Below are 23,925 nucleotides of genomic sequence, written 5' to 3'. Positions count from 1 at the left end.
CCCTCCCCCTTCCGTGTGGCGCCCATCCGCTGTGGCGCTCCTGCTCGGCCTGGTCGGACTCGGCTCGCCTCGACCTGCCATCACAGCCTCGAATAGAGATAGATCGTTTCGATGTACATCGACAAGAGGCACATCGACAAGAGGTAACATTGCTGCTCCACAGGGCGCACTCCGACCGAAGGGCTCCAGCCGTGTTGACGCTCGCGATCCTCGGCTTCCTGTACGACCAGCCGCTGCACGGCTACGAGCTCAAGTCCCGGATCACCGGGCTGACCGGCCACGTCCGGCCTGTCAGCGACGGCGCGCTCTACCCCGCCATCGCCCGACTGGAGAAGGGCGGGCTGCTGCTCCGGCGCACCGAACCGGGCAGCGGCGCCGTTCCACGGCAGACGCTGGAGCTGACGGCGGAGGGTCGGGCCGAACTGCTGCGCCGACTGGCCGATCCGGAGCAGGTCGAGATCACCGACCAGATCCGCTTCTTCACCGTCACCGCCTTCCTGCACCACCTCGCCGATCCGCCCCGACAGGCCGCCGTCCTCCGCCGCCGACTGGGCTTCCTGGACGCACCGAGCAGCTTCTTCCACGACGGGGCGGGCCGGCCGGTGACCGCCGAACGCGAGCCGAACCCCTTCCGGCGCGGGATGCTGCTCGTCGCCCGGGCCTCCACGGCCGCCGAGCGGGCCTGGCTGACCGAGACCATCGCGGAACTGGAACGGCCGGGCGGCGCGGCACCCTCGGAGACCCCCGGCACACCGGCGGAGCCGAAGCCCTCGGAACACTAGGCCGACAGGCGAACCGAAGGCGGGAACAAAGGCGCACGCCCCTGCCGAACAGCAGAGCGAAGAAGCGGATTTGGGCCGTTCCACACCTGGCTCCCCCCGGCCCCGGCATCGCTATGATGATCCGCCTCACGTCCTCGGCATCCCCTCCGCGGCGTGAGCCGCCACCGCGCCCCGCCGTCCCCCTGGAGGCCGCCGTGCCCACTGCCGATCCCGCGGTCGAGGCCGCAGTCCACTCCGCGCCGCTGAAGCGGGACGACATCCCCGGCTGGTTCTTCAGCCTCGACCGAGCCGCCTTCAGCCACCTGCTGTCCGCCCAGACCTCGGCCGGCGTCACCGGCGACATCCTGGAACTCGGTAGCTACCTCGGCCGCAGCGCCGTCCTGCTCGGCGACCACCTGCGACCGGGTGAGCGGCTGACGGTCTGCGACCTGTTCGACTCCGAGGCCGGCGACGCCGAGAACGCCGCCGAGATGGACATGTCCTACCGGAAGACCCTCACCCGCAGCGCCTTCGAGGCCAACTACCTCGCCTTCCACGGCGAGCTGCCCGAGATAGTGCAGGCCCCGACCGCGGTACTGGCCGACGGACGGATCCGGGCGCACAGCTGCCGCTTCGTCCACGTCGACGCCTCCCACCTCTACGAGCACGTCGCCGGGGACATCGCCGTGGCCCGCGCCGCGCTCTCCGAGAACGGCCTGGTCGCCCTGGACGACTACCGCTCCGAGCACACCCCGGGCGTCGCCGCCGCGGTCTGGGAGGCGGTCTTCACCGGCGGGCTGCGGCCGGTGCTGCTCACCCCGATGAAGTTCTACGGCACCTGGGGCGACGCGGCGGCCGCCCAGGCGGTCCTGCGCGAGCGCGACTGGCGGGCCGACGGGTACACCGCCGACGAGGACACCATCGCCGGCGCCCGGGTGATGCGCCTCAACTACCAGGTCAAGGCTCCGGTCCAGCGCTCCGCCCCGCGTCGGCTGGCCCTGGAGCTGCTGCCGCCGGTCGCGACCAAGGCCACCCGGCGGATGCTCCGGACGCTGCGCGAGCGCCGCGCCGCGCCCCCGGTGCCGAACCCCTGAGCCCCTGAGCCCCTGGACTCCTGAGTCCCCACCGGACCGCACTCCGGACCACAATCCTGACCCCAGCGCCGGGGCCCGCCCCTCACCGGGCGGGCCCCGGCGCTGGCTTGGCGTGGACGGCCCCGTCCCGCCGCACTGCCGACGAGTCAGCTCGCTTATGGGACTTACATTTTTGGGCCTTTCCTATTATCGCCCATATTTCACTCTAACGAGGGAATCTCCTTTAAAGATTTGCCCACGGAACGTTAAAGGGCGCATAGTGATGGCACCTCAGTTCGGTCTGGTGAACACCAAGTTCAGGCAAAGTCATCCCCAGTGAGGAGAAGACCTTGTTCCACGGAAACACGGCATCGGACAACCCCGGGCAGCGGCTGCGCGCGGAGATCGCGGGCCCGGGGACGACGCCGCTGATCGGCGTCTACGACATGTACTCGGCCTCCATCGCGGCCGATCACTACGACGGCATGTTCGTCTCGGGCTTCGGCTTCGCGGCCTCCTACTACGGGCTGCCCGACATCGGCTTCATCGCCTGGCCCGACATGGTGGGCTTCGTCGAACGGCTGCGCGGGGCCTTCCCCCGGCACCACCTCCTGGTCGACATCGACGACGGCTACGTCGATCCGGAGGTCGCCTGCCACGTCGTGCGCAGGCTCGAACGGATCGGCGCGTCCGGCGTGATCCTCGAGGACCAGAAGCGTCCGCGCCGCTGCGGGCACGCGGACGGCAAGCTGGTGCTGCCGCTGGAGGAGTACCTGGAGAAGCTGGAGCTCGTCCTCGCCAACCGGACGGACTTGGTGGTGGTCGCGCGCACGGACGCCACCGAGGAGGACGACATCCTGCGCCGGGCCCGGGCGCTCGCCGCCACCGACGCCGACGTGGTGCTGGTGGACGGCGTGCGCAGCGAGGAGTGGATCCGCCGGATCCGCCGGGTGGTCGGCGACAAGCCCCTGCTGTTCAACCAGATCGCGGGCGGCAAGTCGCCCCGGCTGTCGCTCTCGGAGCTGTCGGCCCTGGGGGTGGACGTGGCCATCTACAGCACCCCGTGCCTGTTCGCCGCGCACCGGGCGATGGACGAGGCGCTGGCCGGGCTGAAGATCGCCGACGGGCGGCTGCCGGCCCCGGCCGGGGGCCGGGAGCAGGTCGGCGTGCGGGAGTCCACCGAGCTGCTGGAGCGGAACATCTCGCGCTCCCGAGGGTTGATGGCGGTGACGGCATGAGCAGCGGGCTGCGCGGGCTCGCGCCGGTGTCACCGGCCGCCGCGCTGCGGGCCACCGCCCTGGGGCTGGCCGGTGCCTGCGCCCTGCTCGCGGGAGCCGCGTCGCCCGCGGCGGCCGGTGGCGGGCTGATCACGGTCGTGGACAACTCGCACGCCGACTCCTGGCTGGAGGTCGACCGGACGGCCAACCTCCAGAACGGCAGCGGTTCCGCGGGCAGCGACCACGACGGTGCGGGTTCGCTGGTCGGCGGACTGATCGGGCCCGGTTCCTCGTCCGGGCACACGGTCCGCCCGGCAGCGGAAGACGGCCCGTGACCGACCGCCTGGCGCGCCCGGAGCAGCCACCAGGGCTCCGGGCGCGCGGGGACCGGAGGAACCGGGAACGGGCGCGCCGGGAAGGGGCGTTCGGGGAACGGGCGCGCGGGGAAGGCACGCCGACGCCGCCGTCCGGTCCCGGGCCTCGCTCCCGCAGGTTGCTGCCTCGCTGGCTGGACCCGTACATGGCGGCGCTGGCCGGGACGGTCGGGCTGGCCGCGCTGTTCCCGGCCTCGGGTGGCTCGGCACGGGTCGCCGAGGTGGCCTGCGACCTCGCGGTGGCGCTGCTGTTCTTCCTCTACGGCGCCCGGCTCTCCACCCGCGAAACGCTCGCCGGGCTGCGCCACCTTCGGCTGCACGGGCTGGTGTTGGCCGCCACCTTCGTCCTGTTCCCGCTGCTCGGCGTGGCCACCGCGCTGCTCACGCCCGTCCCGCTGACCGGGCCGCTGCAGACCGGAGTGCTGTTCCTCTGCCTGGTGCCCTCGACGGTGCAGTCCTCGGTGGCGCTCACCGGCGCCGCCGGGGGCAACGTCCCCGCGGCGATCTGCGCGGGCACCTACTCCAGCCTGGCGGGGCTGGTGCTGACGCCGCTGCTGGCGGCCTGGCTGCTGGGTTCGCACACCGAGCTGTCCGCCGACGGGCTGCTGCGGATCGGGCTCCAGTTGCTCGCGCCCTTCCTGCTCGGGCAGGCGCTGCGGCCGTGGCTCGGCGGTCCGCTGTCCCGGCACAGGCGGGTGCTCACCCCGGTGGATCGCGGTTCGATCCTGCTGGTCGTCTACACGGCGTTCAGCGCGGCGGTGTCCCAGGGCATCTGGGGTCTGGCGACTCCCCTGGCCCTGCTCGGGCTGCTCGCGGTGCTGCTCGCCCTGCTCGCCGCCGCCCTCGCGGCCACCGGGCTCGGCGCGCGGCTGCTGGGCCTCGACCGACCGGCCGCCATCGCGGCGGTGTTGTGCGGCTCGCAGAAGAGCCTGGCCAACGGCCTGCCGATGGCCACCGTCCTGTTCGGAGCACAGGCCGGACTGATGGTGCTGCCGCTGATGCTCTACCACCAGCTCCAGCTGATCGTCGGCACCGTCCTCGCCGGCCGCTGGTCGCGGGCACCGACGGCCGGTGCCCCGCCCGGCCCGGCGCCGGCCGCGCTCACCGGCCCGGGCGCTCCGCCGGCGCCCGGGTGACCCCCTGCGCAGCCTGGCCGAAGCCCCGGGCAGACCGCCGGGCCGGTGCAGGGCACACCCCTAACCGGCAGCCGGTCCGTCCCGGTCCACGGCGACGGGGGTGCTGAGGGCGGTGGCCGGGAGGACGGGCAGCGGCCCCTCGGGCGGCAGCGTCCAGGCGGCCGGGTCCGGGGCGAACGGTCCGGCGCGGTCCTGGAGTTGGGCGAGGGCGAGGTCCCGGGCCCGGGCCAGCTGCCGGTGGGTGGCCTCGTCGACGACGCCGAGGCGCCGGGCATGGGCGTACTCGTCCTCGTCCTTCCAGCTGTACTCCGACAGATCGGGGGTGATCACGAGGTCCAGGAAGAGGTCGAAGGTGTCGAGGCCGATGGCCGTGCGGCGGTACGGGCGCTCGAAGTTGACGTACCAGTGCAGCGGTCGGCCGGCGGGCGTCAGGAAGCGGTGCACGCTGAACGGCGCTCCGGCGGTGAAGCGGCTGAGCACCGCGGTGTCGCGCCAGGTCCACTGGTCGAGTTCCCACCGGCCGGCCGCGAGGTCGTCGATGCAGTGCAGGCGTGCGGCGTCGTCTCCGGTGCGCGCGGCCGCGGTCCAGCCGGCCGGGGCCAGGGTCTGCGTCCCCGGGCGGGCGCTCAGCGTCAGGGTCGCACCGTCGTCCCCGAGGACCGTGTAGGGCATGGCCGACCAGACCCGGCCGTGGGTGACGTCCCGCCGCACTGCGGTGTCGCCCGGAGCGAAGACCGGCGCCGTCATCGGACGTAGTAGGCCCGGTTGTGGGCGGCGACCGGCGGGGACTGGTAGGTCCAGGCTCCGGCGGCCGGCGCGTCGGCGATCAGGTGGGCGAGGTCGCGGGCGGACTCCTCGGCGGGGTTGCCGAGGTCGAGCCGGACGCGGTCGGCGGTGCGATCGTCCAGGGCGTAGTACCGGTAGGGCTGGTGGACGTTGAGCGGTCCGGCCAGCAGCTGGCCCTCCTCGTCGGTGCCGTAGCCGGTGATCGGGGTGTTGTTGACGGACTCGGGGGTGAGGCCGATCAGGTTCACGTCCAGAGCGAGGAGTTCCTCGTCGTGGCGGCTCAGTCCGTCCGGCCCGAGGGTGGCCCGGCGGCAGGAGACCGACCAGCGTTCGCGCACGGCGGGCGCGTTGAGGGAGGGCAGGGTGCTCTCGAACCAGCCCGGGTGCTTGGGCTCGGCGTACAGCCGGCGCCCGGCGTCGATGGCGTGGGGGTTGTCGCAGAGCACGTGCAGCCGGGCGATCCCGAGCAGCTTGGTCTGGTCGTAACCCCGGGCGTACTGACCGTAGTTGACCACCGGGATCCGGTCCTCGGCGAAGATCGGGTGGGCGATCAGGTTGATCTCCAGCTCCTGGGTGATGCCACCGCCGTTCGGGTACTGGGCGAAGTAGAGCTGGTAGTTGAGCGAGACGCAGGCCCCGCCGTCGAAGGCGGCGACGCTCAGTCCGGGGTGGCGCTTGGCGAGCAGCTCGCGCGCCCGCACGCGGTCGACCAGGTAGTCGACACCGATGTTGTGCAGCGCCCCGTAGTGGAAGGGCAGGTGGTACGGCTCCGGTACGGGAGGCAGCGGCAGGCCGGTCATGAGGACTCCGGGGACGAGGAGGAGAGCGACGAGGACAACGAGTCGGGGGTGGGAGGCAGGACGGTCGCCGGGCGGTGCAGCTCCAGCAGGTCGCGGTGCATCCGTTCGGCGCTGCGCAGCGCGAGGGCGGCCATGGTGAGCGAGGGGTTGGAGGTGCCGAGGGAGGGCATCGATCCGCAGCCGACGGCGTACAGGTTGGGGTGGTCCCAGCAGCGCTGCCAGTGGTCGACCACCGAGTTCGCGGGTGAGTCGCCCATGATGTGGGTGCCGCCCGCGTGGCCGGCGCCCCGGTAGCCGTGGACGGTTCCCCGGTGTTCGAGCCGCCCCGGCCATCCGGTCGCCGGGTAGGCGGTGTGGTCCTCGGCGCCGAGCAGCGCGAACAGCTGGTCGGAGACGGCCCGGGCGGAGGCCATCCCCTCACGGACGTACTCCGAGAGGTCGTAGCGGACGGCCGGTCCCGGCAGACCGAGCGGGTCGCGCCGGTCCCGGTCGAGGGTGACCCGGTTGGCCGGGTCGGCGGGCTGCTCCAGCTCGAACTGGAGCGAGAACTGACGGCCCAGCCGGTCGCCGAGCCGCTCGCGCAGCTCCTTGCCGCGCAGGCCCGCCGCGAGCAGCGCCGCCGCCTCGGCCTCCGGCGCTCCGCCCGCCCAGGACCAGCCCCAGTTGCCGATCTCGATCCGGAACGGCGCCCGGCGGGCGCGCCCGGGTCCGAACCGGAACACCTCCAGGCCGCTGGTGGACCCGGGCCCGCGGTAGGGGCCGACCGGGCGGGGCATCAGCCCCCAGGTGAGCAGGACCGGGTGGTCCATCAGGTTCCGGCCGACCTGGTCGCTGCGCTCGGCCAGACCGGAGAGGAGCAGCAGTCGGGCGTTCTCGATCGCGTGCGCGGCGAGGACGACCAGGTCCGCCGTCACCCGGTGGGTCGTGCCACCCGCGACGTACTCGACCTCCCGGGCCCGCCCGGTCTGCGGGTCGGCCAGCACCCGGCTGACGACGGCCTCCGTGCGCAGTTCGACGCCGGCCGCCCAGCGGGCCTGAGTGCGCAGCGGGGTGTACTTGGCGCCGCTCGGGCAGGCCGGGACGCAGCCGGCACTGCCCGCACAGAGCGGCCCGTCGGCGGAGCCGGGCCTGGTCGGCACGCCGTTGCGGGCGTGCGGGGTGGCGGTGACGGCGAGCCGGGCGGGGCCGGGCACGGCGGGGTCGTGGACAGTGCGGCCGTCGAGGGCGCGGGCCAGCCGGCGGTCGAGGTAGCTCGCCGGGACCGCCCGCATCGGGAAGTCGTAGCCGTCCGGGATGGGCAGTCCGACGGCGTGGCGCTGCTCCCGGGCGTCGGCGGCGACACCGAGTTCCCGTTCGGCCTCGCGATAGTGGGGTTCCAGGTCGTGGTAGCCGATCGGCCAGCTGCGGCCGTGGCCGAGGTCGCCGGTGCGGAAGTCCTCGGGGTGCATGCGTGGGGTGAGCCCGGTCCAGAGCAGTCCGGTGCCGCCGTTGGCGCGCAGGTAGCCGCTGGCGTAGGGCAGCGGACCGTACTGGCGAAGGTGGCCGGTGGCGGTGAAGCCGCCGTCCGGGCTTCCGGTGAGGTCCGTGACGTCGGGTGACGGCGCCTCGGGGCTGTGCGGGTAGGGCGAGGTGGGTGGTCCGCCGCCGGCCGCGCGGTGGGCGGCGGAGGCCTCGACGCCGGTGGGCGCGGCGCGTCCGGCCTCCAGGACGAGGACCCGCCAGCCCTGTGCGCCGAGGCGGTGGGCGACCAGTGTCCCGGCGAAGCCCGCGCCGACCACGACGGCGTCCCAGCGGGGGCTCATCGGCCCTCGAAGCCGTCGTCGGGTGCGTCGACGGCCTCAAGGCCCCCGGCGCCTCCGTGCTCCCCGGCACTTCCCAGGCCCCCGGCGCCTCCGTGCTCCCCGGCACCTCCCCGGTCCTCGACCCCTCGGGGTGCCGCGGCCCAGCTGCCGTGCCCGGGGGCGGTGGCGCCCGGCGGGGCGGCGTGGAAGGTCCGCCAGACCAGTCCCTGATCATGGGCGCGGGCGGAGGAGGGCGCCTCGCCGGGCCAGGCGCCGACGTACCAGAGGTGGACCAGGGCGTGCTCGTCGCGCACCTGGTGGGCCAGCGTCGTGCGGTGGTGTTCGTCCGCCATGCCGGTGGAGCGCAGTTCGGGGACGTCGAAGCCGGTCAACTCGGCACAGACGCGCAGGAACTCGTCCAGGTCGGCCAGGGCGTCGACGTACTTGTTCGCAACGGGGTCCCAGCACTCCGCCAGGTGGTAGTCGGCCGGGCGGTCGTCGGACACGGGCACGCGGGCACCCCCCACGATCGGCAACGGGTGGCCGGGGCACGGCAGGCCGTACGGTGCGAAGGACCGCACGGCGCGACAGGCCCCGGAACGAGGCGGGGCCGCGGGGCGCCGACCCTCGCCGGACACCCCTGCCCGCCACCGCGATCCTGCCGCCCGCCCTCACCGCCGGAAACGCATTGCGCGAATCTGCCCGGACTTCGTCACCCGGTGTCCGGTCGACCGCCCACCACGATCACCCGGCGTCCGCTTCCGGTCGGCCCAACGCCCGTACCGCCGCCAGGACGTCCAGGCCCAGCTCCGGGTCGGCCTCCTCGGGGAGGTTGACGGACAGCCGGGTGACCAGACCCGCGTACCGGTGGTGGATCTCCCGGGCGACCTCCTCCACCGGACCGCAGACCGCGAAGGTGTCGAACACCTCGTCGTCGATCAGCGCGGCCATCTCCGCCCAGCGCCCGCGCACCGAGTGGGTGTGCAGCTCCTCCTGGAGCCCCTCCCAGCCGTGCTGCGCCAGCACCGGGCGGTAGGCCGGCGTGGAGGCGTAGAACGCGAGCCGCTCTCGGGTGGCCGCGCGGTTCGCCGCCAGCTCCTCCTCGGTGCGGCCGGTGGCGGTGAGCACGTTGCCGACGATCTCGAACGGGTGTTCCGTCCACGCGGCGCCCTCCGCCTCGGCCCTGGCCCGCTCCTCGGTCAGGCCGGGCAGCACCTGCTCGGCCAGGTAGGCGGTGGAGGAGAACGGGTGGCTCAGGAAGCCGTCGGCCACCGCCCCGGCGGTCCGGGTCATCAGCGGTCCCACGCCCGCCAGCAGGATCCGCGGCACCCCGGACGGGACCGGGTCCGGCGAGAACACCGGCGTCATCACGGTGTGGGTGTAGAACTCGCCCCGGAAGCGGAGCCGTTCGCCGGTCTGCCAGCTGTGCCAGATCGCCCGCACCGCGTGCACGTACTCGCGCATCCGGGCGGCCGGGCGGTCCCAGGGCATCCCGAAGCGCTTCTCGATGTGCGGCTTGACCTGCGAGCCCAGCCCGATGACGGCCCGTCCGCCGGAGGCGGCGTGCAGCCCCCAGGCCTGGTAGGCGAGCGTCATCGGGGTCCGGGCGAAGGCCACCGCGATGCCGGTCGCCAGTTCGATCGACTCGGTCCGGTCGGCCGCGCGGGCGAGCTGGAGGAACGGGTCGTACGCGGTCTCGGCGACCACCAGCCGGTCCATGCCCCGGCGTTCGGCCCGCTCGGCGGCGTCCAGGATCCCCGCCGGGTGGCCGGAGGCGGTGGCGTCGAGGTGGAGGGCGGCGGGTCGGTCCATGGCGGTGCTCCTGATCGCGGACGGCAGTGCTACCTGGGTAGCGTGCCACGCCCGGGCTCGCTCCCCGGGCGGGCCGCCGCCCCACCGGCCGTCTCACCCACTGCCGACGGCACCGCCGACAGCCCCGCCCGCGCCGCCCGGCGCAGCGAACAGCCGCTCCAGGTGCCGGTCGACGGCCGCGAGCACGGCGGCGGGCTCGACCACGCCCAGCTCCAGCAGCGTGGTGAACCCGGTGAGCGCGAGCAGCAAGTCCGTCTCCACCCCCGGATCGCGGTCGGCCGCGAGGTGCCCGTCGACGATCGCCTGCCGGACCACCTGTTCGACCATCGCCCGCCCCTGGAGCAGGCCGCCGCGCGCCCGCGCGTGCACCTCCTCGTCGTGCAGCGCCTCCAGCACGTAGGCGGCGCTCATCCGGCTGGTCGCCCGCGCGTCGGCCTGCAGCGGCAGCATCTCGACCAGCATCGCCCGCAGCACCTCACGCGGGTGCGGGCGCTCACCGAGCGCTTCCAGCGCCCGGCCGACCCGCAGCGCGCTCTGTTCGCCGGCGAAGTCCATCGCGAAGGTGAGCATCTGCGCCCGGGAGCCGAAGTAGTGCTGGAGCTGCCCGAGCGAGATGCCGGCCTCCCCCGCGACCTCGCGCATCGTCAGGTGGGTGGCGCCGCGCCGCTCCACGACCCGCCACAGCGCACGGGCGATCGCCTCCCTGCGTTCCCGGTGGTCGACCTGCTTCGGCATAGGCGGCGGCTCCTCGGCTCTCCCCGCACCCGGCGGAGTCTTTTCCATACACTTGACATAATACAGCTGACCTATAACGTGGAAAGCCTTCCGAGGGAGGAACGTCCACATGTCGGAGCAACCCGTCATCCGCACCACCGAGGGGCTCGTCCGCGGCCGCTGGGAGCGGCCGCGCGGACCGGAACAGCAGCAGGGACAGCAACACGGACGGCGACAGGAACAGCCGGCAGGCCACGCGCTCGCGGTCTTCCGCGGCATCCGCTACGCCCAGCCGCCCGTCGGGGCCCTCCGCTTCGCCGCACCCGCCGACCCCGAGCCCTGGGACGGCGTCCGCGAGGCCACCGCCTTCGGCCCGATGGTCCCGCAGTCCGGACCACTTCCCGCCGAATCCGCCGAATCCGCCGAGGGCACCGTCGCCTCCGAGGACTCCGACTGGCTGACCCTCAACATCTGCACGCCCGATCCCGGTGCGGCCGGCCTGCCGGTCCTGGTCTGGATCCACGGCGGCGGGTTCATCTCCGGGACCGCCAACGACCCGCTGTACGACCCGACCGCGCTGGCCTCCGCCGGGCTGGTCGTGGTGAGCGTCAACTACCGCGTGGGCGCCGAGGGCTTCGCCCTGCTGGAGGGCGCCCCGGCCAACCGGGCCTTCCTCGACCAGATCGCCGCCCTGCGCTGGGTGCGGCGCAACATCGCCCGGTTCGGCGGGGACCCGGCCCTGGTGACCGTCGCCGGGCAGTCCGCGGGCGCCGGGTCGGTCGCCGCGCTGCTGGCGACGGACGCCGCCCGCGGCCTGTTCCGGCGGGCCGTCGCCCACACCGTGCCGGGCAGCCACTGCACCCCCGCCCTGGCCGCCGAGGTCACCGCCGAGCTCGCGAAGCTGCTCGGTACGGCCCCCACCGCCGCCGCGCTGGCCGAGGTGCACCCCCGGCGCCTGGCCTCGGCCGTCACCGAACTCGGCGCCGCGCTGCCGGAACACCTCGCGCGCTGGGGCCGGCTGGCGCACAGCGGCATCGCCACCGTCCCGGTGGTCGACGGCGAGGTCCTGCCCGGCTCGCCCTGGTCGGCGCTGACCGAGGGCGTCGACCTGCTGGTCGGTCACACCCGGGACGAGTTCCGGCTGTTCGGTGTCCTCAGCGGTCGGCACGGCGATTTCACCGAGGAGGAGGCCCGGCTGGCGCTCGAGCTGTTCGCCCCGCCGCCGGGCGGCCCGGACGCCTACCGGGCCGCCCTCCCGGGGGCGACGCCCTCCGAACTCCTCGAAGCCGTCAGCTCCGACGCCCTGTTCCGGGTGCCGTCCCTCCGGCTGGCCGAGGCCAACGCGGCGGCCGGCGGCACCTCGTACCTCTTCGAGCTCGCCCTGCCCGCCCCCGCCCTCGGCGGCCTCTTCGGCGCCTGCCACGGCATGGACGTGCCGCTCGCCTTCGGCACCCTGGACAGCCCCGCGGCGCGGCACTTCCTCGGCGACCCGCCCCCGCCGGAGGCGGTCCGGGTCTCGGCGGAACTGCGGGAGGCCTGGGTCCGGTTCGCCACCACCGGCGACCCGGGGTGGCCCGCCTTCGAGCCGGACGGGCAGCTCACCCGGGTGCTGGACGCCCGTTCGGAGACCGTCCGCTACCCGGAGCAGGCCGCCCGTCGGATCTGGGCGGGGCACCCCCTCACCGCCTACGACCTCCCCTGACGGCGGGCACCGGCCGGCGGGGCGGGCCGCCCGGCACCCTTGGCGCGGCGGGTCCGGACACCGATGGCGTGGCGGCCGGACGGCGGGCCCGTTCGGCCGCTACGCCGCCGACGCGTCCAGCAGCTTCAGCAGTTCGGCGGCCACCAGCCCCGAGGAGGCCGGGTTCTGACCGGTCACCAGGTTGCGGTCGACCACCACGTGCGGCGCCCAGGGCGCGCCCTCCTCGAAGTCCACGCCGAGCTCCACCAGCCGGTCCTGGAGCAGCCACGGCGTCCGGTCGGCCAGACCGGCCTGGGTCTCCTCGGCGTTGGTGAAACCGGTCACCCGGTACCCGGCGAAGGGCCAGCCACTGCCCTCGGCCCGCGCGGCGAGCAGCGCGGCCGGGCCGTGGCAGACCACCCCGAGCGGGCGCCCGGAGGCGAGCGCCCGGGTGAGCAGCCGGCCGGAGTCGGGGTCGACCGCGAGGTCCTCCATCGGGCCGTGGCCGCCGGGGTAGAACACGAGGTCGTAGTCGGCCGGGTCGACCTCGGCCAGCACGAGCGGCTGCCGGAACTCGGCGATCTTCTCCACTTCCTCGGCCATCGCCGGGTCGGTCAGGCTGGCCCCGTCGGCGACCGGGACGACTCCGGCCGGGGTGGCGACGGTGACCCGGTGGCCCGCCTCGGTGAAGGCGCGGTACGGGACGACCGCCTCCTCCGCCCAGAAGCCGGTCGGGTGCGCGGTGCCGTCGTTCAGGGTCCAGAACCTCGCGCCGGTCACGACGAACAGGATGTCGGCCATGAGGTGTGCCTCCAAGGGTGCCGCGGTCTCCGCCGCGACGGTCCGCCGCGGCGCTCACGCCGGAGACGCTAGACGCGCCGGGCCTCCGGAAACCAATGGGCCACGCGATGCGAGGCATCGGGATTCCGATACCTCACCCGGATCGTCCAGCAGCCGTCCTGCCATCGGAATCCCGTACGCTCGGCGGCATGAGCGATCGGCCGACCACCGGATCAGGCCCGCTGGACCTCAACCAGCTGCGGACCTTCCTCGCCGTGCACCGGGCGGGCTCCCTCACCGCGGCCGCGCACCTGCTGGGCCTGTCCCAGTCCACGGTGACGGCGCAGATCCGGGCGCTGGAGCAGCGGCTCGGCCGGGAGCTGTTCGAGCGCCGGGCACGCGGGGTCAGCCCACTGCCGTACGCCGACGAGCTCGCCGGGCGCCTGGCCGTACCACTGGACCAGCTCGCGGGCCTCGCCGACGGGCACGGCGACGGCGTGCCGGAGCCGGTCCACCTCGCCGGGCCCGCCGAGTTCCTCGGCACCGTCCTGCTGGCGGAGCTGGCCCCGCTGGTCGCGGAGGGCGTCCGGCTGCGGGTGACGACCGGGCTGACCGACCCGCTGCTGGCGGAACTGCGGGCCGGGCAGCACGACCTGGTGGTCGCCACCCGCCGTCCGCGCGGCCGGACGCTGCTCGCCGATCCGCTGGCCGACGAAGAGTTCGTCCTGGTCGCGGCCCCGGTCTGGGCCGAGCGGCTGGCCGGCCGGGAGCTGCCCGGCGCGCTGGCCGAGGTCCCGCTGCTCAGCTACGCCGAGGACCTGCCGATCGCCCGCCGCTACTGGCGGCACGTGTTCGACCGGCGGCTGCACGCCCGGGCGGCGGTCACTATGCCGGACCTGCGGGCGGTGCTCTCGGCGGTGACGGCGGGCGCGGGCTGGAGCGTACTGCCCGGCTACCTGTGCCGGGCCGAACTCGCCACCGGGGCCCTGCAGTTGCTGCACGAGCCGGCCGATCCGCCGATCAACACCGCTTACCTGGTCCGCCGCCCGGCCGGCTCGGCCAACCCGCACGTGGCCGTGGTCCGCGAGCGCCTGCTGGCCGCGGCTCGCACCTGGGGCTGACCGGGCGGCCCGCCTGGGACCGCCTCGGTCTGCCACGTCCCGGCCTCAACCGGCCAGGTCCCGCCGCTCCAACAGCACGAAGGCCGCCGCCAGCCCGAGCAGTCCCACCCCGAGCAGCACCCCGAAGGCCGCCCACGGCACCCCGCCGTGGGCGAGCACGTCGCCCGGCGCGTAGTAGTGGAACGGGCTGAGGTAGCGCAGCGACCTGGCCGGGGACCAGGCCAGCGCGACGAAGTTGAGCGCGAAGCCGACCGCGCCGAACGCGACGGCCGCACCGATCACATGGGCCCGCCGCCGGCTCATCGCGGAGACCGCCAGCACCGGTCCGGTCAGGCAGAACGCGAGGGCGCAGCCGAGCAGTCCGGCGGTGAACACCGCGCTCTCCGGTACGGCCGCGCGCAGCTTCGGGGAGAACGCCAACCCGATCGCGAGGGTCACGGTGGCGGCGGCGTTGAGCAGCACGGTGGCGGCGATCAGAGCGCCGGCCCGCTCGGCGAGCAGCCGGCGGCGGGAGACCGGGCGGGTCATCAGCAGCTCGATGGTGCCGGACTCGACGTCGGCCGCGACGGCGGCGGCGCCGAGCGAGCCGATCACGGTCAACTGGAGGGCGATCCAGAACGGGTGGGTGAGTCCGGCGCCGAGCAGGCCCGGGTAGCTGGCGATGGAGACGTCGCCGTTGGAGCCGCTGAAGGCCTTGAACGCGCCGGGCGGGGTGCGGCGTTCGCCGAACAGGTCAGCGGTCGGGACGGTTCCGGCGATCACCACGATCAGGGTCTCGAAGACCACCATGCCGAAGAGCAGGGAGAGCAGCATCCGGCGGCGCCGGTGCAGGGCGAGCCAGACCAGCGGGAGGCGGCGGTTGACGGTGCCCGGGTTCACGGCTTCTCCTCCGGTTCCGACGGGCCGCTCGATTCCGGCACGCCGCTCGGTTCCGACAGCCCACTGGCCTCCCGCAGACCACTCGGTTCCGACAGCCCGCTCGCCTCCCGCAGGCCACTCGGTTCCGGCAGGCCGCCGCCGTTCGCACGCTCCTCCACGCCGACGGACCGGTAGAGGTCGAGGAAGGCCTCGTCCAGACCCGCCTCCTCCACCGTCAGGTCGGCCACCGGCTGTTCGGCGAGCAGGGTGCGCACCGCCTCGACCACGTCGTCCGGCGGCACCAGCAGCTCGACCCGTGGGCCGTCCCAGCGCGGGGACCACCGCTCGGCGACGCCGAGCGGTCTGGCGCCCCGCCCGTCGCGGAACAGCAGCCGGACCCGGCGGGCCCGGGCCTGGCGCAGCTCGGCCACCGAGCGGACGGTGACCAGCCGGCCGTGGCGGACGATGGCGACCCGGCCGCAGGTCCGCTGCACCTCGGGCAGCACGTGGCTGGAGAGCAGGACGGTCCGCCCGGCCGCCGTCTCCTCGGCGAGCAGTTCGTAGAAGGTCTCCTGGACCAGCGGGTCGAGCCCCTCGCTCGGTTCGTCCAGCACCACCACCGGCGGCCGGTGCTGGAGCGACTGGACGAGCCCGAGCTTCTGTTTCATGCCGCGCGAGTACTCCCCCACCGGCCGGGCCAGGTCGGCCCGGGAGAGCTTCAGCCGCTCGCACAGCTCGCCCCGGCGCGGCACCGGGGCGCCCTGGAGGGCGGCGAGCAGGTCGAGGGTCTGCTGTCCGGTGAGTTCGGGGTAGAGGCGCAGTTCGCCGGGCAGGTAGCCGATGGAGGGGGCGAGCCGGCCGTGGTCGGCGACCGGGTCCAGGCCGAGCACCCGCACCTGTCCGTCGCTGGGGCTGAGCAGGCCGACCAGGCAGCGCAGCGTGGTGGTCTTGCCGGCGCCGTTGGGGCCGAGCAGGCCGAACACCTCGCCCGCCTCGACCGACACGTCCAGCCGTTCGATGCCGACCGTCTCGCCGTAGCGCTTGGTGAGTGAGCGCAGTTCGATCACCGGGCCGGTTCCGGTGCCCCGACGGTCGACGGCTGGGTCCGGGTTGCCCGGCATGACCACCTCCTGTGGCGGATGCGCTGCGGTGACGGCTGCGATCCCGTGACGGATGCGATCCCGTGACGGACGCGTCCGACATCCAAGCGCGCCCGGCCGGGCGAGTCGAGGGACGCGCCCGGACCGGTCCGGCGAACTCACCCGCGGTACGCCCCATCCCTGCGCACGTCTCCCGTGCGTCACCCCTTGCACACGCCCAGCGGCACCAGCCGGGCGACCTGCCGGGCGAGCCCGGCGGCCTCGGTGACGGCGGCCACCGCGTCGACGTCCTTGTAGGCCTGCGGGGTCTCCTCGGCCAGCGCCCGCCAGGAGGCCGGCCGCACCGCAACCCCCTGCGCCTCCAGCTCGTCCTTCAGCCGCTCGCCGCGCACGGTGCGCAGCGCCTGGTGGCGGCTCAGCACCCGTCCGGCGCCGTGGCAGGCGGAGCGGAACGCCTCGTTGCCGGGCAGGCCGACCATGACGTACGAGGCGGTGCCCATGGTGCCCGGCACCAGCACCGGCTGCCCGGCCTCCGCCAGGTCGGCGGGCAGGTCGGGGTCACCGGGCGGCAGCGCCCGGGTCGCGCCCTTGCGGTGCACACAGAGTGTCCGCGGTTCGCCGTCCACCTCGTGGGTCTCCAGCTTGGCGAGGTTGTGCGAGACGTCGTAGACCAGTTCCAGCCCGACACCGAGCGCGGTGGCGAAGGCGCGGCGGGCCGCCTCGGAGAGCAGCTGCCGGTTGGCCCGGCCGTAGTTGGCGGCGGCGGTCATCGCGCCCAGGTAGGCGCGGCCGCGGGGGGAGTCGACCGGGGTGCAGGCGAGCTGGCGGTCCGGGACCTCGATCCGGTAGCGGTGCAGTTCGCGGTCCATGGCGCGGACGTGGTCGGTGCAGATCTGGTGGCCAAGGCCGCGCGAACCGCAGTGGATCATGACGCAGACCTGGCCGGGCCGCAGTCCGAAGGCGGCGGCGGTCTCGGCGTCGTGGACCCGGTCGACGGCCTGCACCTCCAGGAAGTGGTTGGCCGAGCCGAGGCTGCCGACCTGCTGCAGCCCGCGTTCGACGGCCCGGGTGCTCACCTCGCCGGGGGCCGCGCCGGCCAGCACGCCGCGGTCCTCGCAGCGTTCCAGGTCACGGGGCACGCCGTGGCCGTGCTCGACGGCGTAGCGGGCGCCGCCGAGCAGCAGTTCGTCCAGTTCCTCCGGCCCGGACAGCCGCCACAGGCCGCCCCGGCCCAGGCCACGTGGGACGGTGCGGTCCAGCAGGTCCATCAGTCGGACGAGCCGGTCCCGGTCGAGTTCGTCCCGGCCGACGCCGGCCGCCAGCAGCCGGACCCCGCAGGAGATGTCGAAGCCCACCCCGCCGGGCGAGACCACCCCGCCCTGTTCGACGTCGGTGGCGGCGACCCCGCCGATCGGGAAGCCGTAGCCCCAGTGCACGTCGGGCATCGCGAAGGAGGCGCGGACGATCCCGGGCAGCGTCGCCACGTTCGCCACCTGTTCCAGCGCCTTGTCCCCGGCGGCCTGCGGCAGCAGCGCGCCGTTCGCGAACACCACGCCGGGCACCCGCATCGGCGGGCGCGGCTCGATCCGCCAGCGGTTGCGGCCCGCCTCGGCCAGTGCGATCTCCACCTCGCTCACCCCGCTCCCGCAGGTCCGGTCCACCGCGCCCGGGCCGGCGCTCAGACGTCCACGGTGACCCGGCAGGTCCAGCCGTCCGGCCCGGCGCTCAGGTCCAGGTCGTGCAGTGAGACGGCCTTCGGCACCGCGCCGACCAGCGCGGCCGTCGCGGCATCGGCCATCCGGAAGCGGACCGTCACCCGACGAGCGCCGTCCAAGCCCTCGATCGGGCCGATCGCGACGGCGACGGGCAGTTCGCCGTCGACGTCCATCCGGTAGACGACCTCCTCCAGCACGCCCGCGAGCAGGTCCGGGTCACTCACGGCGAGCACGGTGCAGCCACGCTCCCCGACGATCCGCGCGCCGGACAGGTCGGCGAAGCTCCCGACCACACCGTGCACCAGCTCGCCGATGCAGCCCTCAGCCGTCGGCGCCCAGGCCTCCACCCGCAGGTCAGCCGTGTGCGGCACACTCCGGTGGCCACTGGCCGACCGGCCCGCAGGCTCGCCTCCGTCCACGAGCGACGCCTCCCGCACCCGTTGCCGTCTTTCTCCTCCAGCGTCATCCCGCGAGCCGCCCGGCGGCAAGTGCGGGTCGCGGCACGGGTCTCGTCGCCGCCCTTCTCCGCCCGCGCTGAGGTGGCGCTCTGCGTCCGGACGTCCCCCCAGCCGCACGTCGGCACTACTCAGACGGCCCTTGAGTACGCCCGCTCATGCACTCCGACCGGCCGCTTCCTACCGTGATGCGCATGGACACGAACGCGGCTCCCGGCCACCCCCAGCCCTCCGCCAACCCGCGCTGGGCCACCATCTGCGGGATCGTGGTGGTGCTCCTCACCGCCCTGCTCGTCCTGGGAGCCATGGCGCTGGCCAAGTTCGAGGACTCCCTGACCCAGCACGGGTACGTCAAAGGCCCCGGAACGGCGGTCGAGCCCCTGCGCGCCGGCGGGACCGCCCGCTACGACGACGGCCTGAGGATCACCGTGAGCCCGCCCCGCCGGGAACCCGACAACAGCTACAGCTTCACGATCACCTACGACAACGGCACGGGCCAGGAACTGCGCCCGGGCGGGACGTCCCCCGACACCGGCCTCGGCACGACCGGTGGCTCCGCCCCCGTCGTGGTCCACGCGGGGAAGGCCATCGACTCCGGCACCCCGTCCCCCACCCCCGCCTCCAGCGCAGGCTCCGGCTCCGCTCCCGTCCCTGCTCCCGCGATGATCTTCCTGGACCGGGCCGAGTCTGTCACCGCCCTCACCCCGCCCCTCGGCACGGAGCAGAAGCGCACCGTACCGGTACGGGTGAAGCCCGACAGGGAGGGAGGCCCGGTCACGCTGGAGGTCGCCCCGAAGTCGCCCGGGTACCGCGACACCGCGTACTGGCAGTTCGACCTCGGCTGGTGAGGCGACGGTGGGCGGCCCGCACGGGCGGGAGCAACGGCTCCATCAACGCCCACTGCTGATCCGCCAGGTCCGGACGGAGACCCACCCCCAGAACCACTCAGGCAAGGCCCAACGACCCCATCAGTCAAGGGACACGGCAAATCTCCAACGCGGTCCCAGAGCCGTCACGGCCATGGGCGCGACTTTACGGAGCACAGGGCGTGTTATTGCCCAGAACCGACGCGTTCGCGATTCGGGCGGGGAGCCCGTGTCGGATGGATACATCCGTTTCTTTCCACTTGGTCGTGTTGTACGGGTGCGATCACACCCGGCGGGACACTACCAAGCGCCATCGACGGGACATCCCTGATCGTTCGCCAACAACCCTGGCTACAGGGTCATTTATCTCTCTTTCATAACTCCTTCATATTGAGGATGGCGTCCCTCGGGGCCGGATCCGCCGCGCGAAGAGGTGATTTTTCCGCTTTTCTCCCACCATCAGACTGGGCCTTCGCGCGCTGTGATCACAATGCGGCATCCGATTCCCCCTCTCGCCCGAAGCAGAGACCTCCGAATTCGACCGGGCCGTCACTGCCGGCTTGCATGATGGGGACGCCTGCAACCGCACAGAAAGTGAAGGGGATGCACCGTCACAACGCCCACCGAATAGGGCGAACCACCCGGAGAACGGCAACCGTGCTGATCTCGGCCACCACCGTGAGCATCGCCGTACTGGGCCACGTCCCCGTCCATGCCGACACGGGAAGCCCCCGGCTCGGGGTCACCTACAACCAGCCCCCGGTCCTCCACGACTACGCGGCCTGGGAGAGCCAGTGGACGCCGGGCAGCAGCAACAACGTCAATGTGCCGTGCATCAGTGACCCGGCGGCCTGGCCCACCGTCGGGCGCAACGACGTCGTCCTGACCGCCAGGATCTCCGACCCGGACAGCGACGTCGCCCTGAGCGCCAAGTTCGAGGCCTGGAACCACGACACCGGGCAGTTCTTCCCGCCGGTCTGGGCGGGCGCCCCCAACGGTTCCTGGGCCGTCACGAGACTCGGCGCCGACAGCCTGCGTGACGGAGGCCGCTACAAGTGGCACGTCCAGGCCGAGGACGGCATCGCCGGCTCGGGCTTCGGCCGTGACTGCGGCTTCAACGTCGACCGTACCCCGCCGTCCAAGCCGACCATCACCTCCGCGGATGGCCACAGCATCGATGTCGGGGAGGTGCCCGCCCGCACCCCCCGCACGGTCAAGTTCGCCTCCAGCGACCAGTTCGGCCTGAAGGGGTTCTGCTACTCCCTCAACAAGCCGCTGCCCGTGGTCAACCAGGGCTGCGGCGGCACGTGGGTGGACGCCGGCCCGGACGGGACCGCGACCGTCACGTTCACCCCCACCCTGTATCCGACCAACCGGCTCACCGTCCAGGCCGTGGACAAGGCCGGCAACCTCTCGCCCTACGACGGCTCGGACGGCGGCCCCAACTCCGGCACCAGACTGATCACGACCGCATTCCCCACCTTCGTCCACGACGCGATCGACCCGGCCCTGGTCGGCGACCGTCCCGGCGACCTGACCGGTGACGGGCACGCCGACCTGGTGGCCGCCACCAGCACCGGCGAACTCGTCCTGTACGCGGGCCACGGCGACGGCACCTTCGAGCAGCCCCGGACCGTCGCCAACCCGGGCTGGTCCGGCGCCCAGGTCACCCACCGGGGTGACTTCACCAGCCAGAACCCCGGCCTGGGCGGCGACGGCTACGAGGACTTCCTCGTCAAGCAGGGCACCCGGCTCTACCTCTACGCCGGCAACGGCATGGGCGCCCCCGACGAGTCCCGGCGTACCGAACTGTTCCACCCCAGCGGGGGCGACTGGTCCACCACCAGCCAGATCGTCGCCCCCGGCGACCTCGACGCCCGTGCCGGGAACGACATGCTCACCAAGGACGGCGACACCCTCGTCCTCTACAGCGGCACGACGGCGGGTCCCCTAGCGGCCGAGATCGACACCAACACGTTGAATCCGGGCACTGTCGTATCCGCCTCCGGCTGGAGCGACTACGACGTCCTCGCCCCCGGCGACGTCAACGGCGACGGCATCCCCGACCTGCTCGCCCGACGCAACACCACCGACCCGAACGACGCCGAGTACGGGCGCGTGCGCCTCGTCCTCGGTGCCCGCAACGCCGACGGCCGCGGCTACCAGGCCGGCAGCCCCGCCACCGGCACCGTCTACGCCACCGGCCTCGACCCCCAGCACCGGCCCCTGATCACCACGCCCGGCAACCTGCACGGCAGCGTCGCGGACAGCGGCAGGGGCTACCCCCTGTTCACCCCGACTCCGGGCCAGACCACCGGCGACATCCTCGCCACCACTCCGGCCGACTCCGCCACCCCGGTGACCTACTACACCCCGGACGGAACCGCCCAGACCACCACCTGCCCCACCGGCTGCCTGCTGATGTACCCCGGCACGCCCACCGGGCTCGGACAACCGCGCCTGGCCGCCCAGGGCAACCTGCACACCGTCACCGCACTCGACGGCGGACAGAGCCTGCGCAGCCCCGCCACCACCATGACGCGCGCCGCCAACGGCACGCTCGTCGCGGTCAAGGTCACCGCCGACGGCAACCTGTGGGCGACCAGCCAGACCGGCACCACGGGCGGCTTCCGCAGCTGGTACCAGCTCAGCGGCCAGGGCGTCCACACCGGCGACCCGGCACCGATCCTGTCGCCGGCCGCCGGCGGCACCGTGCACGTCTTCGCCCGCACCCGCGCCGGTGGGATCGTCGACTACGCCCAGGCCGGCCCCGACGCGTCCTTCGGCCCCGCTGCGGCGGTCGGCGGCTCCGCGCCGGTCTTCGCCCGGGACCCCGCCGTCACCCTCACCGCCAACGGCGGCATGCTCGTCACCGCCGTCGACACGGCGGGCGACCTGTGGGCGACCACCCAGACCGCGCCCGGCTCCGCCTTCGGCACCTGGTTCAAGGTCAGCGCCAGCGACGGCCTCACCGGCCGCGCCGCAGCCGTGACATCCCCCGCGGGAGGCGGCACCGTCAACCTGTTCGCCCGCACCACCAACGGCCACATCGCCTTCTTCGGCCAGGGCAGCCCCACCAGCGGATTCAGCCCGGGCGCCTACCTCGGCACCACCTCGCCCGCCTTCGCCGGGGACCCCAGCGTCACCACCGCCTCCAACGGCACCATGGTCGTGGCCGCCATCGACGTCAACGGCGACGTCTGGGCCATCGACCAGGCCGCACCCGGAAGACCGTTCCGCGAGTGGTACAAGATCAGCCTCACCGGCGGTACCGGCGGCGCCACCAGCATCGTCCTGTCCCCCGGAGCCGGCGGCACCGTCAACATCGTCGCCCGCACCACCAACGGCCACATCGCCCTGTTCGGCCAAGGAAGTCCGACCAGCGGATTCAGCACCGGCGCCTACCTCGGCAACCCGAACATGATCTTCGCCGGAGACCCGCGCGTCACGCTCCTCGACAACGGCGCCATGATCGTCACCACCACCGACACCGCAGGCACCACCTGGGCCATCGACCAGGGCTCCCCCGGAGAATCCTTCCGCTCCTGGTACCAGGTGTAATCACAAGGACAGGAAGACCAACAGGTCGGCCGGCCTGGCGTGTTCCGCCAGGCCGGCCGACCTGTTGCCATAGATGTCGGTGACCTGCGAGGTTGAACGCCAAGCTCAGCGCAGCCCTGCAGTCCGGCGCTCGAACACCACGGGGCGGGCGGTCTCCAACGCCGTGGAGACCGCGCCGAGGAGCACCGCCTCCTCCCCCAGCAGGCTCGGCGCGAGCGTCGGACGCATCGGGGCGAGCCGGTGCAGGGCCTGCTCCAGCGGTTCCAGGAGCAGGTCCGCGCTGCTGCCGATCCCGCCGCCCAGCACCACCAGGTCCGGGTCCAGGACGGCCGACAGCACGGCCACCGCGTAGCCGAGCCGCTCGGCCTCCCGCTCCACCGCCCGGACCGCCGCCGCCTCCCCGGCCCGGGCCCGCTCGAACACCTGCTTCGCCGTCAGTTGTCGCGCCGCGGAGCCCCCGCCCAGCCCGAAGTCCCTGGCCGTACGCACCACGGCGTCCGCGGCGGCCTCCTGCTCGATGGTCGCGGTCGGCTCGTCAGCCCGCCCGAGCAGCGGGACCAGGCCGATCTCGCCCAGCGCGCCGTGCGCACCGAGCAGCAGCTCGCCGTCCTTCACCACGCCCAGCCCGAGCCCGGTGCCGACCAGCAGGTAGGCGAACATCCGGCTGCCCCTCCCGGCGCCCAGGGTGTACTCGCCGAGCGCCGCCAGATTGGCGTCGTTGGCCACCGAGACGCCCGTCCCCAGGCCCTCGCCTATCCGGTCGAACAGTCCCGGCCTGCCCCAGCCGGGCAGGCTGTTGGCGTAGCGCACCCCGCGAAGCTGCTCGTCCCACACCCCCGGGGTGCCGATCACCGCGTGCACGATGTCCGGGGCGGTCAGGCCCGCCTCGGCGATCGCCTCGTGGGCGGCCTCGACCACCGCGTCCGCGACGGCGTTCGCCGAGCGGCCCCGGTTGGCCACGTCCCGGCGGGCGACCACCGTCCCGGCCAGGTCCGCCACCGCCACCCGCAGCCGGGCCCGGCCGATGTCCACGCCGAGGACGTGCCCGGCCGTCGGGTCGACCTCGTACAGCACGGCCGTGCGGCCCCGCTCCGGGGCCAGCCGACCGGCCTCGCGGACCAGGCCGGCCCGCTCCAGTTCGGCCAGCGCGGCCGACACCGTCGGCTTGGACAGACCGGTGTCCCGGGCCAGCTGGGCGCGCGAGGAGCCGCCGCCGGTGCGCAGCAGTTCCAGCAGCAACCACTCGTTGTTGCTGCGCAGCCGCTGCCGGTTCCACGGCACCCCTGGGGCCCCGGCCGCCGGGCGACTGGTCGGCTGGTGGGGGCTCATCGGGT

At 73.8% G+C, this 23,925-nt stretch carries 21 protein-coding genes; 9 read left to right on the top strand and 12 right to left on the bottom strand.

The genetic code is table 11. From position 1 onward, the window contains the following. The first annotated feature begins 191 nt into the window (after positions 1-191). From ACZ5OX_RS33850 to ACZ5OX_RS33830, 5 genes are all read left to right on the top strand, one after another. A complete protein-coding gene (locus ACZ5OX_RS33850; RefSeq protein ID WP_465635407.1) occupies positions 192-782 on the top strand; it encodes a PadR family transcriptional regulator in 591 nt (196 codons plus the stop codon). Between the two features lie 194 nt (positions 783-976). Next, on the top strand, positions 977-1,855 hold the full coding sequence (locus ACZ5OX_RS33845) for a class I SAM-dependent methyltransferase (RefSeq protein WP_465635405.1): 879 nt from the start codon (positions 977-979) through the stop codon (positions 1,853-1,855). A gap of 329 nt (positions 1,856-2,184) precedes the next feature. Beyond that, positions 2,185-3,072: an isocitrate lyase/PEP mutase family protein gene (locus ACZ5OX_RS33840; RefSeq protein WP_449792657.1), complete on the top strand. Its 888-nt coding sequence runs from the start codon at positions 2,185-2,187 to the stop codon at positions 3,070-3,072. Then, positions 3,069-3,386, top strand: coding sequence for a hypothetical protein (locus tag ACZ5OX_RS33835; protein WP_465635402.1), 318 nt, complete (start codon positions 3,069-3,071; stop codon positions 3,384-3,386). The genes ACZ5OX_RS33840 and ACZ5OX_RS33835 overlap by 4 nt, the downstream gene beginning before the upstream one ends. A gap of 185 nt (positions 3,387-3,571) precedes the next feature. Beyond that, complete coding sequence (locus tag ACZ5OX_RS33830) at positions 3,572-4,561, top strand: bile acid:sodium symporter family protein (protein WP_465635431.1); 990 nt, start codon at positions 3,572-3,574, stop codon at positions 4,559-4,561. A gap of 60 nt (positions 4,562-4,621) precedes the next feature. Here the strand turns inward: ACZ5OX_RS33830 and ACZ5OX_RS33825 are convergent, their stop codons facing one another. The 6 genes from ACZ5OX_RS33825 to ACZ5OX_RS33800 all read right to left on the bottom strand — a co-directional run bounded on the left by ACZ5OX_RS33825 (position 4,622) and on the right by ACZ5OX_RS33800 (position 10,475). After that, on the bottom strand, positions 4,622-5,308 hold the full coding sequence (locus ACZ5OX_RS33825; RefSeq protein ID WP_465635400.1) for a ribonuclease FAU-1 family protein: 687 nt from the start codon (positions 5,306-5,308) through the stop codon (positions 4,622-4,624). Next, positions 5,305-6,147 (bottom strand): hypothetical protein, encoded by an 843-nt coding sequence (locus tag ACZ5OX_RS33820; protein ID WP_465635398.1) that lies wholly within the window; start codon positions 6,145-6,147, stop codon positions 5,305-5,307. The genes ACZ5OX_RS33825 and ACZ5OX_RS33820 overlap by 4 nt, the downstream gene beginning before the upstream one ends. After that, positions 6,144-7,949, bottom strand: coding sequence for a GMC family oxidoreductase (locus ACZ5OX_RS33815; protein ID WP_465635396.1), 1,806 nt, complete (start codon positions 7,947-7,949; stop codon positions 6,144-6,146). Before ACZ5OX_RS33815 ends, ACZ5OX_RS33820 begins: the two co-directional genes overlap by 4 nt. After that, positions 7,946-8,440 carry a hypothetical protein gene (locus tag ACZ5OX_RS33810; protein ID WP_465635394.1) on the bottom strand — a complete coding sequence of 165 codons (495 nt, stop codon included), beginning with the start codon at positions 8,438-8,440 and terminating at the stop codon, positions 7,946-7,948. Before ACZ5OX_RS33810 ends, ACZ5OX_RS33815 begins: the two co-directional genes overlap by 4 nt. Positions 8,441-8,672: 232 nt before the next feature. Continuing rightward, the gene (locus ACZ5OX_RS33805; RefSeq protein WP_465635392.1) at positions 8,673-9,740 is read right to left on the bottom strand and encodes a TIGR03617 family F420-dependent LLM class oxidoreductase; all 1,068 of its coding nucleotides are present in this window, start codon (positions 9,738-9,740) and stop codon (positions 8,673-8,675) included. Positions 9,741-9,833: 93 nt separating this feature from the next. Further along, positions 9,834-10,475, bottom strand: coding sequence for a TetR/AcrR family transcriptional regulator (locus ACZ5OX_RS33800; protein WP_465635390.1), 642 nt, complete (start codon positions 10,473-10,475; stop codon positions 9,834-9,836). Between the two features lie 109 nt (positions 10,476-10,584). On the opposite strand from ACZ5OX_RS33800, the gene ACZ5OX_RS33795 reads away from it, so the two are divergent. Next, complete coding sequence (locus ACZ5OX_RS33795) at positions 10,585-12,156, top strand: carboxylesterase/lipase family protein (protein WP_465635388.1); 1,572 nt, start codon at positions 10,585-10,587, stop codon at positions 12,154-12,156. A 99-nt stretch (positions 12,157-12,255) separates the two neighbouring features. Here ACZ5OX_RS33795 and ACZ5OX_RS33790 read toward each other — a convergent pair whose 3' ends face one another. Next, positions 12,256-12,936, bottom strand: a complete 681-nt coding sequence (locus ACZ5OX_RS33790; RefSeq protein ID WP_465635386.1) for a type 1 glutamine amidotransferase domain-containing protein — start codon at positions 12,934-12,936, stop codon at positions 12,256-12,258. Between the two features lie 188 nt (positions 12,937-13,124). On the opposite strand from ACZ5OX_RS33790, the gene ACZ5OX_RS33785 reads away from it, so the two are divergent. Next, on the top strand, positions 13,125-14,036 hold the full coding sequence (locus ACZ5OX_RS33785) for a LysR family transcriptional regulator (RefSeq protein ID WP_465635384.1): 912 nt from the start codon (positions 13,125-13,127) through the stop codon (positions 14,034-14,036). A gap of 45 nt (positions 14,037-14,081) precedes the next feature. Here the strand turns inward: ACZ5OX_RS33785 and ACZ5OX_RS33780 are convergent, their stop codons facing one another. The 4 genes from ACZ5OX_RS33780 to ACZ5OX_RS33765 all read right to left on the bottom strand — a co-directional run bounded on the left by ACZ5OX_RS33780 (position 14,082) and on the right by ACZ5OX_RS33765 (position 18,080). Further along, positions 14,082-14,915: an ABC transporter permease subunit gene (locus ACZ5OX_RS33780; protein ID WP_465635382.1), complete on the bottom strand. Its 834-nt coding sequence runs from the start codon at positions 14,913-14,915 to the stop codon at positions 14,082-14,084. Continuing rightward, a complete protein-coding gene (locus ACZ5OX_RS33775) occupies positions 14,912-16,015 on the bottom strand; it encodes an ABC transporter ATP-binding protein (RefSeq protein ID WP_465635380.1) in 1,104 nt (367 codons plus the stop codon). The genes ACZ5OX_RS33780 and ACZ5OX_RS33775 overlap by 4 nt, the downstream gene beginning before the upstream one ends. A 179-nt stretch (positions 16,016-16,194) precedes the next feature. Beyond that, positions 16,195-17,622 carry an RtcB family protein gene (locus ACZ5OX_RS33770; RefSeq protein ID WP_465635378.1) on the bottom strand — a complete coding sequence of 476 codons (1,428 nt, stop codon included), beginning with the start codon at positions 17,620-17,622 and terminating at the stop codon, positions 16,195-16,197. A 50-nt stretch (positions 17,623-17,672) separates the two neighbouring features. Beyond that, positions 17,673-18,080 carry an archease gene (locus ACZ5OX_RS33765; protein WP_449792643.1) on the bottom strand — a complete coding sequence of 136 codons (408 nt, stop codon included), beginning with the start codon at positions 18,078-18,080 and terminating at the stop codon, positions 17,673-17,675. A gap of 278 nt (positions 18,081-18,358) precedes the next feature. On the opposite strand from ACZ5OX_RS33765, the gene ACZ5OX_RS33760 reads away from it, so the two are divergent. Beyond that, the gene (locus tag ACZ5OX_RS33760; protein WP_465635375.1) at positions 18,359-19,012 is read left to right on the top strand and encodes a hypothetical protein; all 654 of its coding nucleotides are present in this window, start codon (positions 18,359-18,361) and stop codon (positions 19,010-19,012) included. A 675-nt stretch (positions 19,013-19,687) separates the two neighbouring features. After that, the gene (locus ACZ5OX_RS33755; protein WP_465635373.1) at positions 19,688-22,591 is read left to right on the top strand and encodes a DUF8189 domain-containing protein; all 2,904 of its coding nucleotides are present in this window, start codon (positions 19,688-19,690) and stop codon (positions 22,589-22,591) included. Between the two features lie 105 nt (positions 22,592-22,696). Here the strand turns inward: ACZ5OX_RS33755 and ACZ5OX_RS33750 are convergent, their stop codons facing one another. Next, positions 22,697-23,920: an ROK family protein gene (locus ACZ5OX_RS33750; protein ID WP_465635371.1), complete on the bottom strand. Its 1,224-nt coding sequence runs from the start codon at positions 23,918-23,920 to the stop codon at positions 22,697-22,699. Positions 23,921-23,925 lie beyond the last annotated feature (5 nt).

The sequence above is a fragment of the Kitasatospora sp. NPDC032121 genome (assembly GCF_055580145.1).
Note: the sequence above shows the minus strand (reverse complement) of the source record. Positions and strands in the feature narration are given on the sequence as shown.

What these genes read in the sequence shown, in the direction of transcription:
- ACZ5OX_RS33835 (WP_465635402.1), top strand. Translation starts at nt 3,069, where the DNA reads ATGAGCAGCGGGCTGCGCGGGCTCGCGCCGGTGTCACCGGCCGCCGCG.
- ACZ5OX_RS33830 (WP_465635431.1), top strand. Translation starts at nt 3,572, where the DNA reads ATGGCGGCGCTGGCCGGGACGGTCGGGCTGGCCGCGCTGTTCCCGGCC.
- ACZ5OX_RS33825 (WP_465635400.1), bottom strand. Translation starts at nt 5,308, where the DNA reads ATGACGGCGCCGGTCTTCGCTCCGGGCGACACCGCAGTGCGGCGGGAC.
- ACZ5OX_RS33820 (WP_465635398.1), bottom strand. Translation starts at nt 6,147, where the DNA reads ATGACCGGCCTGCCGCTGCCTCCCGTACCGGAGCCGTACCACCTGCCC.
- ACZ5OX_RS33815 (WP_465635396.1), bottom strand. Translation starts at nt 7,949, where the DNA reads ATGAGCCCCCGCTGGGACGCCGTCGTGGTCGGCGCGGGCTTCGCCGGG.
- ACZ5OX_RS33805 (WP_465635392.1), bottom strand. Translation starts at nt 9,740, where the DNA reads ATGGACCGACCCGCCGCCCTCCACCTCGACGCCACCGCCTCCGGCCAC.
- ACZ5OX_RS33800 (WP_465635390.1), bottom strand. Translation starts at nt 10,475, where the DNA reads ATGCCGAAGCAGGTCGACCACCGGGAACGCAGGGAGGCGATCGCCCGT.
- ACZ5OX_RS33795 (WP_465635388.1), top strand. Translation starts at nt 10,585, where the DNA reads ATGTCGGAGCAACCCGTCATCCGCACCACCGAGGGGCTCGTCCGCGGC.
- ACZ5OX_RS33790 (WP_465635386.1), bottom strand. Translation starts at nt 12,936, where the DNA reads ATGGCCGACATCCTGTTCGTCGTGACCGGCGCGAGGTTCTGGACCCTG.
- ACZ5OX_RS33785 (WP_465635384.1), top strand. Translation starts at nt 13,125, where the DNA reads ATGAGCGATCGGCCGACCACCGGATCAGGCCCGCTGGACCTCAACCAG.
- ACZ5OX_RS33775 (WP_465635380.1), bottom strand. Translation starts at nt 16,015, where the DNA reads ATGCCGGGCAACCCGGACCCAGCCGTCGACCGTCGGGGCACCGGAACC.
- ACZ5OX_RS33760 (WP_465635375.1), top strand. Translation starts at nt 18,359, where the DNA reads ATGGACACGAACGCGGCTCCCGGCCACCCCCAGCCCTCCGCCAACCCG.
- ACZ5OX_RS33750 (WP_465635371.1), bottom strand. Translation starts at nt 23,920, where the DNA reads ATGAGCCCCCACCAGCCGACCAGTCGCCCGGCGGCCGGGGCCCCAGGG.